Genomic DNA, 12,303 nt, shown 5'->3' on the forward strand with positions numbered 1-12,303 from the left:
GTCCGGGGGGTGCGGACGGCCGGCCTCGACAGCTTTGCCCTGCGCAACGGTTCGGGTCGCCGCGAACGGCAGGACGACCTGCTGACCGGGGGGCCGCCCGCGTCAGACACAAATGACATCGACGTTGTCCAACGAGAACAACAGGTTGATGCGGTTTTTGGGGGGACTTCATGGCGCGGACCGACTTCGGCGCGCGCCTTGCTGGAACCACACTCAGGCTGTGGCTGCTACCGAACCTCGAGGAGCGAGGGGTGGGGTGGGTATCAAGACCCGACAGCAGCCACGCTGCTGCATGGAGCTTCATATTATACGCGTTCGCGGACACAAACAATCTAAGGTTGCGTCGCATTTTAGAGAATTGCGCCATACCGACCTGCGGCGCAACCACTGTCCGGTCGTGTCAGCAGTCTTCGCCTGTGCGCGCCCATGCCCTTGATCCGGGGCGAAGATCACACAAGTCTGTGACAGACCCGCCGCAGAGGACAAGGCCGAGAAATGCACAATAACCGCCCCGACCAGATGCCCGCCGTGCTGCCCCCCTCCGCGCGTCCCAAGCTGGAGGGCGGGCGCAAGTTCGTCATGAAGACCGACTTCTCAGCTGCGGGTGACCAACCGACCGCCATCGTCGAGCTGACCCAGGGCCTGATCGACGGCGAACAGGATCAGGTCCTTCTGGGCGCGACGGGCACCGGCAAGACCTTCACCATGGCGCGCATCATCGAGGAGACGCAACGTCCCGCCATCATCCTTGCCCCCAACAAGACCCTTGCCGCGCAGCTCTATGGCGAGTTCAAGGGCTTCTTTCCCGACAATGCCGTCGAATACTTCGTCAGCTACTACGACTACTACCAGCCCGAGGCCTATGTCCCCCGGTCCGACACCTTCATCGAGAAGGAAAGCCAGATCAACGAACAGATCGACCGGATGCGCCACTCAGCCACCCGCGCCCTTCTGGAACGCGACGATGTGATCATCGTGGCCTCGGTCTCGTGCATCTATGGCATCGGGTCGGTCGAAACCTACGGCGCCATGACCCAGGACCTGATCGCGGGCTCCGACTACGACCAGCGCAAGGTGATGGCCGACCTGATCGCCCAGCAATACAAACGCAACGACGCCGGGTTCGCCCGCGGCTCCTTCCGGGTGCGCGGCGACTCCCTCGAAATCTGGCCCGCCCACCTCGACGACCGCGCCTGGCGCCTGTCGTTCTTTGGCGAAGAGCTGGAGTCGATCACCGAATTCGACCCGCTGACCGGCAAGAAGACCGACACCTTCGACAAGATCCGCATCTACGCCAACAGCCACTACGTCACGCCCCGCCCCACGATGCAGCAGGCGATGAAGGGCATCAAACACGAACTCCAGGTCCGCCTCGACCAGCTGGTGGGCGAGGGCAAGCTGCTGGAAGCGCAGCGCCTTGAACAGCGCACCAACTTCGACCTCGAGATGCTGGAGGCGACGGGCGTCTGCAACGGGATCGAGAACTATTCCCGCTACCTCACGGGCCGCGCTCCGGGCGAACCACCCCCCACGCTCTTCGAATACATCCCCGACAACGCCATCGTCTTCGCCGACGAAAGCCACGTCTCGGTCCCCCAGATCGGCGGCATGTACAAGGGCGACTTCCGCCGCAAGATGACGCTGGCCGAACACGGCTTCCGCCTGCCGTCCTGCATGGACAACCGCCCCCTCAAGTTCGAGGAATGGGACGCCATGCGCCCCCAATCCGTCTTCGTCTCGGCCACCCCCGCCGCCTGGGAGATGGAGCAGACCGGCGGCGTCTTCACCGAACAGGTCATCCGCCCCACCGGCCTTCTGGACCCGGAGGTAGAGATCCGCCCCGTCGGGACCCAGGTTGACGACCTGCTCGACGAAATCCGCAAGGTGAACGCCCGGGGCATGCGCACGCTCTGCACCACGCTGACCAAACGCATGGCCGAGGACCTGACCGAATACCTGCACGAACAGGGCATCAAGGTCCGCTACATGCACTCCGACATCGACACCATCGAACGGATCGAGATCCTGCGCGACCTGCGCCTCGGCGCCTTCGACGTCCTGATCGGCATCAACCTCCTGCGCGAGGGCCTCGACATCCCCGAATGCGGCCTCGTCGCCATTCTGGACGCCGACAAGGAGGGGTTCCTGCGCTCCGAAACCTCCCTCGTCCAGACCATCGGCCGCGCCGCCCGCAACGCCGATGGCCGCGTCATCATGTACGCCGACCGCATCACCGGCTCGATGGAGCGGGCCATGCGCGAAACCGACCGCCGCCGCGCCAAGCAGATGGCCTATAACGAGGAACACGGGATCACCCCCGCCACCGTCAAGAAGAACGTCGAGGATATCCTGGCGGGCCTCTACAAGGGCGACGTCGACATGAACCGCGTCACTGCCAAGATCGACAAACCCATGGTCGGCGCCAATCTCATGGCCCACCTCGACGCCCTGCGCACTCAGATGCGCAAGGCCGCCGAGAACCTGGAATTCGAGGAAGCCGCCCGCCTGCGCGACGAGGTCAAGCGGCTCGAAACCGTCGACCTCATGGTCTCCGAAGACCCCCTCGCCCGCCAATCCGCCGTGGAACAGGCGGTAGAGGACGCCCGCAAGGCCGAGGGCCGGTCTACGGCGGGAAGGCCGGGTCAGCGGGGTGGGAATGTGTCACGGCGGAAGAAGCGGTAAAATCATGCTGAAATGGGTGTTCCGTCGAAGCCACAAGAAGGCTGTGAAGGTCTTGCGTCGGGGTGTCGATATGATGCTGGAACGGGAGCGTGCCGAACCGGATGAATTCGCGACGATTGGCATGGTGTTGCCCGTCGTGCTTCTGGGTTTGCGTGAAAAATCCAAACGGCCCATCGACGTGATCCTGAACCCGGCAGAACTCACGTACCGTCAACGCGCCGAACTGATCCAGTGTATCGACGAACAATCCCGTCTCATGGCTAAAGCCATGCGAGACAATCCGGCGGACGATGGCGCCTATGTGTCACGTGTCTGCCTGAACTGGCTGGACGCCCTGCATCAGGCACATTTTCAGGCCGCCTCCATGCCGGACGTGGTGCCGGAAATGACAAATGAAGTCTTGCGCGATATATCGGACCTCGTGTTTCGCGCCCTCGATCAAGGGGAAATAAAGAAGAACAGCCTGAGCGAAACACCTGAAGACGGACAAGTTCTCCACTAGGCTGTAGGGCGGGGTTCACCCCGCCACCCCCCGTCCCCGACAAGACAACCGCACGGGCACGCCGGACCGTCGGCCTGCCGTCCCCGCCCGATCCTGAAGACGCCAACCCGTCGCCGGGCCTTCCCCCGGCCCGACGGATCGCCTGCCGATCCTATGCCTTCTTCGACAGCGCCCGCACGATCCCCACGACAATCGCCGCGCCCACGGCGCCCACGACCACCACGAGGAGCGCGCCGCCCGCCGCCAGCACCGTCACCCCGAGCGCGGCCAGAATGAACGGCGTCGCGATGGCGGCCACGGCGCCGATCGCCGCATAGAGCGCCACGCTTCGACCCGTCAGCTTGCCCGCCAGCGCGCCGACCAACAGCCCGGCGACCGCCAGCAGCAGCAGGACGAACGTGCCCAGCCCTTCCAGAAAACCTTCCATATCCTCACCTCTCGCAGGAGCCCGAAGACGGGCCGATAATTGCATCGCGGGCGTCTACCACCCGTAACTTCCCGGCCCGCCCTTGATGCGGCCCCGCAGGTTGGGCGTGACCCAGCCGCCGTAGAATTCGCCCGGCTGCGGTTCGACCTTCATTCCCGCGACGCGGCATTCGTCCATCTCGCCCGCATAGATCGCCAGCCGTCCCGCGATATCCTTGAACCATTGCGTCGGCGTCGGATAGCCCCAGGCGCATTTGCGGGCCACCTTGCCGCCCGCCTCGAACGTCCAGTAGCGCGCGCCGCCCTTCCACTCGCAGAAACTCGACCCGTGGGCGCGGGTGATGACCGCCCGGATCGCCTTGCGCGGGATGTAATAGGTCGGCGCGTGGTGCGTCTCGCAGACCCGGATCGCATCGGTGGTCGACACGATCTTCTCTCCGCCCAGCCAGACCTCGACCAGCGCCGCGACCGGCTCCACCAGCGGCGGGCGCGGATAGGTCTGCACGTTTTCGGGGGGCAATGTCATGATCGTTGACCTACCCCGAGCGGTCGACCTGTCAAGCGGGTCGACGCACGCTGCCCGGTTTCGTTAACCTTCGTGAACGTGGTGCGCCGTGGCTCCCTCGGTCTGCATGGGGGGTGTACGGGGGGTGTACAGCAGGTGCCCCCTTTGGGACGGCCCCGTTAACCAATCCTAACGCCGGAAAATTTATTCCGCGGGTGGGGTGTCGTCTTCAAGTTGAGGCTGGATGATGCTGATGATGTCGGCGGCGTAATCCCCGATGATCGGGATGAAATTGATCTGGCTCAGCGACCAGACAAGCACCGACAGCAACGCCGACGCGCCCAGCACCGTGCCCAGGCCAAAGGCCAGGCCCCGGGCCAGCTGGAACGCGATAAGTCTCGGAAAAGAATTGTGAACTTTCAGCCAGCGGTGGCTGTTGAGCGAGGCGACCTCTCGGCGGAGAGCGGCGATTTCATCGTGCAGGCGTTCATCAGGCATGGCGCCGACCCTATCAGCCTCGTCCGTCATCACAAGACACCCCGCAACGCCTGATAGGCTGCTGCCGTCGCGGCATTGGCCAGGTTCAGCGACCGGATATGCGGCGACCGCATCGGCAGTTTCACCAGCCGATCTTCACGACCCCTTAACAGCTCCGGGTCAAACCCCCGAGTCTCCCGCCCGAAACACAGATGAAAGTCCGGCGGAAACTCGACATCATAAACGCTCCGCGCCCCGAATTCCTCGAACAGGAACAGCGCCTCGGGACGCGGCGCGCGCAACCGCAGGAAATCCGCCCAGCTGTCATATTCATGCAGCCGGACGAACTTCCAATAGTCCAGACCCGCCCTGCGGACATTTCTGTCTGTAATTTCAAAGCCATAGGGCCTAATTAGGCACAGATCGAGGTCCAAAGCCACACAGGTTCGCCCCACCGATCCCGTGTTTCCCGCGATCTCGGGCTCGACCAGGACGATGGCCGGTTTCACGTGTGAACGGCCGCCCAACGCTCGATCAGGTCGAACTGCAACGACCGCGCCCGACGGCCCCAGGCCGCCCCACCCTGCGGCTGCTCCCGCTCGGCCACCGAAAGGCGGTCGCGCCGATCCGTGTCCGCCGCGAAGGTCGCGAAGGCCAGGCTCCGCCCCGACCGCGCGTCGAAATACCCGGCCAGCCCCGACACGAAATTCAGCGTCCCGGTCTTCGCCTGCACCGGCTGCCTCGGCGGCCCTTCCAGGGTCAACTCCTTGAGAAGCGGGCGCAAACGCCCCATGGCCCCCGGCGCGGTCAGCAGCTGAACCATGTCGTTGGCCGAGATCCGCGTGGTCCCGTTCAACCCGGAATGATCGTCGAAATCCGGCCGCCGCGCCCCGGTGCGCTGCCCGACCCAGGCGGACATCGTGTCGGCCGATGCATTCAACGACCCCGGTCGCCCCGACAGTTTCGCCGTCGCGGTCAACCCGATGACCTCTGCCACCAGGTTGGTGGAAAACTTGAGCATCGATTTGACGACCGAATCCAGCGTCGCGCTCCGCCCCACGGCGATCGTCGTCCCCTGCCCCGTTCCGGCCTGCGCGGCAGGTGCGGTGATCCCGTTGGACCGCAGCATCGTCCGCAACACGTCGCCCGCATAGAGCGCCGGGTTGCGCACCGGCAGCCAGCGCGACCCTGCGTTGCCCAACTGCCCCCGCGCGACGGTCCAGGCATCGACATCACCCTCGCGCGCATAGCTGTAGACCGGCAGGGAACGGTCGGCGACGCGCATCCGTGCCGACGCGACCTCGGGGCGGAACCGGTCGGTCCGCGCATCCATGGCCGTCTGATAGCTGTTGCCGCTGCGTTGCCACGAAAAATGGACGCGATTGAAATTGAGGTTCAGGCCCCCGACAGCGGGGTTGTAGCCGACGTGGTCCGGCTGGGTCGCATCGATCCGGTCGATTGCAGGCAAGGCGCCCCCATCGACAAGCAGCCGCCCTGCAACCTCGCGCAGGCCAGCCGCCTTGGCCTGACCGGCAAGGTCATGAAGGCCGTCGCTGTCGAGCGCGGGATCGCCGCCGCCGACCAGCACCAGATCCCCCTCCAGCCGACCGTTCTGGATCGGGCCGGTGGCGACAAGGCGGGTGTCGAAGCGATAGCCGACGCCAAGCGTCTCCAGACCGTAGAGCCCGGTCACGGCCTTGGCGACCGAGGCTGGCGGCATCGGTCGGATCGGGTTGTAGGTTTCCAGAACCTCGCCGGTCCGCGCATCTGCCACAACGAAGCCCACATGCCCGCCAAGCTGCGCCTCGCCCACAAGGCGGTCTGCCGCAGGGGCCGACCGCGCCAGGGCGTCGGCGGGCTTCAAGGTCGGCCGGGCCGACGTCTCGGGAGCGTTGGCACAGGCGGGCAAGGCCGCGGTGGTCAATGCCCCGGTCAGGAAGAAACGTCTCTGCATGGTGAAAAAACCTCCGCACCCGGTGTCTTGATGCAATGTCGTCTTCGGGAAGTGAAGCCCCGCTTGCATCTGGGCAAGGTCACAACCGGGTGTTAGCGACCGGAATGACCCGTGATATGCTTGGATCCGTGGCGCTGATGTTCGTGGCGATGTCGCTGATCCCGCTTGGGGATACGGCAGGCAAACTGCTGACGACCGAACATGGGGTAGCACCCTTCTTCGTCGCCTTCAGCCGGTTTGCCGTCGGGGCCGCGATGATCGCGCTGATCCTGGGCGGGCGCGTTCTCTGGCCGCTCTACCGCGACTGGCGCATCTGGTTTCGGGCGGGCCTGATCGCCGCCGGGATCGCCTGCATCCTGACCGCGCTTGCGACCGAAGACATCGCGACCGTCTTTGGCGCGTTCTTCATCGGGCCTGTCGTGAGCTATGGCCTGTCGATCTACTTCCTGGGCGAACGGGTGAGCGTTGGACGGACGGTCCTGCTGGCGCTCGGGCTTGGCGGTGTTCTTCTGGTGGTGCGACCGGGGTTCGGGATGACGCCCGGACTGGGCTTCGCCGTGCTTGCCGGTTGCTTCTATGGCGCGTTCCTGACGGCGTCGCGCTGGCTGTCGGATGTCGCACCGCCGCGCCAGCTGATGCTGACGCAGACCGTTCTGGGAACCATCTTGCTGGCCCCCATCGGACTGATCGAGGTGCCGGTGATGACGCTGCCGGTGGTCGGCCTGACGTTGATGTCCGGGGTGGCCTCGGCGTCGGGGAACCTTCTGCTGATCCTGGCCTACAAGCGCACGGGGGCGACCGTGCTGGCCCCGTTCGTCTATTTCCAACTGGTCTCGGCCACGTTGCTGGGTTGGTCGGTCTTCGGCACCTTTCCCGACCCGCTGGCCCTGATGGGTCTGGCATTGGTCGTCGGTGCGGGCTTTGCCACGTTGGCCCTGCGGCGCTAGGACCAGGCCCCGGTCGCCCGGATTTCGGTCGAGGAGGCATCGTCCATCGGCATGTTGAGGAATGTCCAGACCGGCGGCGCGCGCCTGCCGATCCCATGGGCCGCCTGCGTGGTGATCCGGTCAGCGCGAAAGATCGTCGCCGCAGGCGAAGTGCGCGCCGCGATCCGGTCCCCGGGGCGGGCCAGAACCGCAACCGGAACCCGGGCCAGGATGTCCCGCCAGTTCTCCCAATGGTGGAACGTCGCCAGATTGTCGGCCCCCATCAGCCAGACGAAGCGCACGCCGGGATAGCGAGCCTGAAGCGCGGCGATGGTCTGGGCGGTAAACCTTGTTCCGAGCCGCGCCTCCAGATCGGTGACCTTCACCCGGGGGTGCCGCATGATCTGACAGGCGCGGGCCAGACGACGCTCCATCGTGGCCGGCCCCCGCGCCTTGAGGGGGTTGCCCGGCGACACCAGCCACCAGACGTGATCGAGCCCAAGTCGCTTGAGCGCCTCACGGGTGATGTGGACGTGACCGTGGTGAGCGGGGTCGAACGACCCGCCCAGAAGACCCACGACCTGACCGGCCCGCGCGAAAGGAAACCCGCCCTGCATCGCGCCATCAACACTGGCCACGCGGGCCGCCGCAAGGGGCGATTGCCAAGCGGGGGTGAGGAGCGTAGGGAATGAACGGCGTTCATTATCCGTGGAGGGCATGATGTCCACAACCGACCGGCGCGCAAACCTGCGCGATACCCTGATCGACCTCGCACGAGAGACGATTGCAGGCGAAGGCACCTCGGCCCTCAAGGCCCGGACCCTGGCCGCGGAAGCCGGGTGTTCCGTCGGGTCCATCTACAACGTGTTCGGCGACATGCACGAGCTGGTCATGGCCGTGAACGGCGAGACGTTCCGGGACCTTGGTCAGGCGGTGACCGACGCGATTGTGGCCTCGGCTGCGACGACGCCGACGGACCGGATGATCACCATGGCCGAAGCATACCTCGCCTATGCGGCAGCGCATCCGCAGCTCTGGCGCGCCTTGTTCGACGTCCCCATCACCGAGACAAGCAACCTGCCGTCGTGGTATCTGGAGGCGCTCGACGAGCTCTTGTCGATCATCGACGCGCCGGTGTCCGATCTTTTCCCCGACCTGCCGCCCGATGCCGTCCGCCTTCGCACGCGGGCGCTCTTCTCATCTATCCACGGGATCGTGCTGCTCGGAATCGAGGAGCGGATATCCTCGGTCGGCAAAGACAACATCTCGGACATGATCCGCTTCATCGTGGAGTCTGTTGGAAAATAATTTGAACTCTGTTCATTTTTCCTATTGAACAACGTTCAAAGTCCTGCCATATCGCTCTCATGAACAATGTTCAAAGGAGAGTTCCGATGTTCAAAATCTTCAAAGATCTGATGAATGCCGCCGCCGCGCGTCAGGAGGAGGGGCTGCGAGATCGCTTTGCCCTCGACCTCATCGACCAGAAAATCCGCGAAGCGGACGCGCAGATGAAGGCCGCCAAGGCCACACTCGCCTCGATGATCCAGCGCGAACGGGCCGAACGCCGCCAGTTGTTCCAGCTGGAGGCAAGGATCGAGGATCTGACCGGCCGCGCCCAGGAGGCTCTGTCGAATGCGCGCGAAGACCTCGCCACCGAGGCCGCAAGCGCCATCGCCAACATGGAGAACGAGCGGCGGATCCGTCAGGACACCCTGCGCACGATCGAAAGCAGCGTGCTGCGCCTGCGCCAGACGATCGAGGCCACACATCGGCGCATTCTCGACCTCAAGCAAGGAGCCATGGCCGCCCGCGCCGTCCGCCGGGAGCAGGACCTGCAGGGCCGCCTGCGGACCATTCCCGGTCAGGATGCACCCGTCGACGAGGCCGAGGCCTTGATCGCCCGCGTCCTGCGTCGCGATGATCCGGGCGAGCAGGCCGAAATCCTGCGCGAAATCAACGAAGGTCTGAACCATGAAACGCTCACGGATCGGATGGCCAGCGAAGGCTTTGGCCCGTCGCTCAAGACGACGGCGGCGGATGTCCTGGCCCGGCTGAAGGCAACCCGCTCCAACCCTGCCACCTGATCATTTCACGACTCACCACACATCTCACAAGGACCAAAACAATGAACCAATTCGCCGAAGACAACCGCCTCATCATCTCGTTCAACTTTCTGGGCGTCGTCGCATCCTATGTGCTGCTCTCCATCTCGCTCTACATGTCGCCGGAGGTGCCGCTGTCGACCAAGGGCTTCTGGGGCATCGCGGTGCTGATGCTGACCCTGAGCCTCGTGAACTTCGTCAAGTACCGCTTCGACGCTCGCCTGAGCAACGACCGTATCCAGCGGATCGAGGACGCGCGCAACGAACGCCTGCTCGAAGAGTATGTGACCACCGACAAGTCGTCCTGACGCTTCGTCCCGGACCGTGCGAGAGGGCAGGATGGCAAAGGCCATTCTGCCCTTTCACCCGTGGACAGGGCGGGCTAAATCCCCCCGGAACCCGAACACGGAGAGACCCATGGCCAGCTATCAATACGTCTATCACATGGACGGCGTGTCCAAGACCTACGGCGGCGGCAAGAAGGTCTTCGAGAACATCAAACTGAACTTCCTGCCCGGCGTGAAGATCGGCGTCGTGGGCGTGAACGGCACCGGTAAATCCACCCTGATGAAAATCATGGCAGGTCAGGACAAGGATTTTCAGGGCGAAGCCTGGGCCGCCGAGGGCGCCAAGGTCGGCTATCTGCCGCAGGAGCCGCATCTGGATGACAGTCTGACCGTGCGCGAGAATGTCATGTTGGGCGTCGCCGAAAAGAAGGCCATTCTCGACCGCTACAACGAACTGGCGATGAACTATTCGGACGAGACGGCCGAAGAGATGTCGGAATTGCAGGATGTGATCGACAGCCAGAACCTCTGGGATCTCGACAGCCAGATCGACGTCGCGCTCGAGGCCTTGCGCTGCCCGCCCGACGACGCATCGCCCGTCAACCTGTCGGGCGGCGAGCGGCGCCGGGTGGCTTTGTGCAAACTGCTGCTCGAAGCGCCCGACATGCTCTTGCTGGACGAGCCGACGAACCACCTCGATGCCGAGACCATCGCCTGGCTTCAGCGGCATCTGATCGAATACAAGGGCACGATCCTGATCGTGACCCACGACCGCTATTTCCTCGACGACATCACCAGCTGGATCCTGGAGCTGGAACGCGGGCGCGGCATTCCCTACGAGGGGAATTATTCCGCCTGGGTCGAACAGAAGGCCAAGCGGCTGGCGCAGGAAGCCAAGGAAGACAAGTCGCGCACCAAGACTCTGGAGCGCGAGTTGGAGTGGATCCGGGCCGGCGCCAAGGCCCGCCAGACCAAATCGAAAGCCCGGATCGCGGCCTATGAGGAAATGGCGAGCCAGTCCGAAAAGGAACGGATCGGGCGTGCGCAGATCATCATCCCGAACGGTCCGCGCCTGGGCCAGAAGGTGATCGAGGTCAACGGCATCTCCAAGGCCTACGGCGACCGCCTGCTGATCGACAACCTCAGCTTCTCGCTGCCGCCGGGCGGCATCGTCGGCGTCATCGGCCCGAACGGGGCAGGCAAATCGACCCTGTTCCGGATGCTGACGGGTCAGGAGCAGCCCGACTCGGGAACCGTCGAATTTGGCGATACCGTCAAGCTGTCCTATGTGGATCAGTCGCGCGATGACCTTGACCCGAACAACAACGTCTGGGAAGCGATCTCGGGCGGGGCGGAACTGATCAAACTGGGCGACGCCGAAATCGCGTCGCGGGCCTATTGCGGGGCGTTCAACTTCAAGGGCGGCGACCAGCAGAAGAAGGTCGGCCTTCTGTCGGGGGGCGAGCGCAACCGGGTCCATATGGCGCGCCTGCTCAAGGACGGTGGCAACGTCCTCCTGCTCGACGAACCGACGAACGACCTGGACGTCGAAACCCTGCGCGCACTGGAAGACGCGATTTCCGATTTTGCCGGCTGTGCCGTTGTCATTTCCCACGATCGCTTCTTCCTGGACCGTCTTTGCACCCACATCCTCGCCTTCGAAGGCGAGGCGCATGTGGAATGGTTCGAGGGCAATTTCGAAGCCTACGAGGAAGACAAGGCGCGGCGCCTTGGCCCCGATGCGCTGGAGCCGACGCGCGTGAAGTACAAGAAATTCACGCGCTGACCCGGATCGGGGGCCGTCAGGCCCCCATCTGCATCTGCCGCAACGCCTTGTGAACGGCGCGCACTTGCCCTGATGGCAGGCTGCGCAGGGCCGCAGCCTGTTCCATCGACGGCTTTCCGACCAATGTCATCGCGATGATTGCCGGATGCTCCCGCGCCATCATCGCCGGGTCGAACGCGCCGTCGATCAGCTTGCGCACCTCGGCCGGGGCGAGGGTCGGACTGGCCATCGTTGCGGTGCGGCCAGACGGGGTCGGCGGTTGCGCCACTGCTGCCGCGAGTTCCCGAGGCACATCATGGGCCGGTTCAGAAATGGGCTTCGCTTGGGGCGGAGGCGCCACCGGGTCGGTCAAGCGCGGGGCCGCCGTGCTGAACAGGCGGACCGGTGCCTTGGTCGGTGCCTGCGCAGGCTCGGTTTTCGGGTCAGCCCGCCGCGCCTCGACCGTGCGGATAAGGTCGCGGGCCCAGTCCCGCAGGTGTTCGGGCGGCGCTTGCGTCCCCGCCGCCCCCTGCTCCCGCGCTTCGAGCAGGGCGATCAGGGCACGGGCCTTTTCGGCGTTGCTGGCGGATGGCACCGGGTCCGGGGCCGCTTTGGCCTTGGTCAATTGGGGTTCCGAAGCGGCGGCAGGCCGCAGGCGACGCAAATTCAACATG

Annotated in this window: 14 protein-coding genes; 7 read left to right on the forward strand and 7 right to left on the reverse strand. The window is 64.7% G+C overall.

Annotated elements, in window-relative coordinates:
* Positions 1 to 495 precede the first annotated feature (495 nt).
* Together uvrB and BM002_RS13290 are read left to right on the forward strand one after the other, a co-directional pair.
* Positions 496 to 2,682: an excinuclease ABC subunit UvrB gene (uvrB, locus tag BM002_RS13285; protein ID WP_092781886.1), complete on the forward strand. Its 2,187-nt coding sequence runs from the start codon at positions 496 to 498 to the stop codon at positions 2,680 to 2,682.
* Between the two features lie 4 nt (positions 2,683 to 2,686).
* Complete coding sequence (locus BM002_RS13290; protein ID WP_092781889.1) at positions 2,687 to 3,184, forward strand: hypothetical protein; 498 nt, start codon at positions 2,687 to 2,689, stop codon at positions 3,182 to 3,184.
* 151 nt (positions 3,185 to 3,335) lie between these two features.
* Here BM002_RS13290 and BM002_RS13295 read toward each other — a convergent pair whose 3' ends face one another.
* The 5 genes from BM002_RS13295 to dacB all read right to left on the reverse strand — a co-directional run bounded on the left by BM002_RS13295 (position 3,336) and on the right by dacB (position 6,546).
* Entirely contained in the window at positions 3,336 to 3,611 is a 276-nt protein-coding gene (locus BM002_RS13295; protein ID WP_092781892.1) for a GlsB/YeaQ/YmgE family stress response membrane protein, read from the reverse strand.
* A 54-nt stretch (positions 3,612 to 3,665) separates the two neighbouring features.
* Entirely contained in the window at positions 3,666 to 4,136 is a 471-nt protein-coding gene (locus BM002_RS13300; protein WP_092781895.1) for a DUF427 domain-containing protein, read from the reverse strand.
* Between the two features lie 183 nt (positions 4,137 to 4,319).
* Positions 4,320 to 4,613 (reverse strand): DUF5665 domain-containing protein, encoded by a 294-nt coding sequence (locus BM002_RS13305; protein WP_092782229.1) that lies wholly within the window; start codon positions 4,611 to 4,613, stop codon positions 4,320 to 4,322.
* A gap of 29 nt (positions 4,614 to 4,642) precedes the next feature.
* Positions 4,643 to 5,101, reverse strand: coding sequence for a tRNA (cytidine(34)-2'-O)-methyltransferase (locus BM002_RS13310; RefSeq protein ID WP_245749249.1), 459 nt, complete (start codon positions 5,099 to 5,101; stop codon positions 4,643 to 4,645).
* Positions 5,098 to 6,546, reverse strand: a complete 1,449-nt coding sequence (gene dacB / locus BM002_RS13315; RefSeq protein WP_092781901.1) for a D-alanyl-D-alanine carboxypeptidase/D-alanyl-D-alanine endopeptidase — start codon at positions 6,544 to 6,546, stop codon at positions 5,098 to 5,100. The genes BM002_RS13310 and dacB overlap by 4 nt, the downstream gene beginning before the upstream one ends.
* A 104-nt stretch (positions 6,547 to 6,650) precedes the next feature.
* On the opposite strand from dacB, the gene BM002_RS13320 reads away from it, so the two are divergent.
* On the forward strand, positions 6,651 to 7,493 hold the full coding sequence (locus BM002_RS13320) for a DMT family transporter (protein ID WP_245749250.1): 843 nt from the start codon (positions 6,651 to 6,653) through the stop codon (positions 7,491 to 7,493).
* Here BM002_RS13320 and BM002_RS13325 read toward each other — a convergent pair.
* The gene (locus tag BM002_RS13325) at positions 7,490 to 8,089 is read right to left on the reverse strand and encodes a nicotinate-nucleotide adenylyltransferase (protein ID WP_092781904.1); all 600 of its coding nucleotides are present in this window, start codon (positions 8,087 to 8,089) and stop codon (positions 7,490 to 7,492) included. The two genes, BM002_RS13320 and BM002_RS13325, sit on opposite strands and share 4 nt — an antisense overlap.
* Before the next feature lie 103 nt (positions 8,090 to 8,192).
* Between BM002_RS13325 and BM002_RS13330 the strand changes: the two genes are divergently transcribed.
* The 4 genes from BM002_RS13330 (at position 8,193) to ettA (ending at position 11,650) form a co-directional block, all read left to right on the forward strand.
* Positions 8,193 to 8,780 carry a TetR/AcrR family transcriptional regulator gene (locus BM002_RS13330; protein WP_245749251.1) on the forward strand — a complete coding sequence of 196 codons (588 nt, stop codon included), beginning with the start codon at positions 8,193 to 8,195 and terminating at the stop codon, positions 8,778 to 8,780.
* 86 nt (positions 8,781 to 8,866) lie between these two features.
* Positions 8,867 to 9,559 carry a PspA/IM30 family protein gene (locus BM002_RS13335; RefSeq protein WP_092781910.1) on the forward strand — a complete coding sequence of 231 codons (693 nt, stop codon included), beginning with the start codon at positions 8,867 to 8,869 and terminating at the stop codon, positions 9,557 to 9,559.
* A gap of 41 nt (positions 9,560 to 9,600) precedes the next feature.
* Positions 9,601 to 9,885, forward strand: a complete 285-nt coding sequence (locus BM002_RS13340; RefSeq protein ID WP_092781913.1) for a hypothetical protein — start codon at positions 9,601 to 9,603, stop codon at positions 9,883 to 9,885.
* 109 nt (positions 9,886 to 9,994) lie between these two features.
* Positions 9,995 to 11,650, forward strand: a complete 1,656-nt coding sequence (gene ettA, locus BM002_RS13345) for an energy-dependent translational throttle protein EttA (RefSeq protein ID WP_092781916.1) — start codon at positions 9,995 to 9,997, stop codon at positions 11,648 to 11,650.
* A gap of 16 nt (positions 11,651 to 11,666) precedes the next feature.
* On the opposite strand, the gene BM002_RS13350 is transcribed toward ettA, so the two are convergent.
* Positions 11,667 to 12,302, reverse strand: coding sequence for a hypothetical protein (locus BM002_RS13350; RefSeq protein ID WP_092781919.1), 636 nt, complete (start codon positions 12,300 to 12,302; stop codon positions 11,667 to 11,669).
* Position 12,303: the final 1 nt, after the last annotated feature.

Origin of the sequence: Jannaschia pohangensis (genome assembly GCF_900113875.1) — a bacterium.
Lineage (GTDB): Bacteria > Pseudomonadota > Alphaproteobacteria > Rhodobacterales > Rhodobacteraceae > Jannaschia > Jannaschia pohangensis.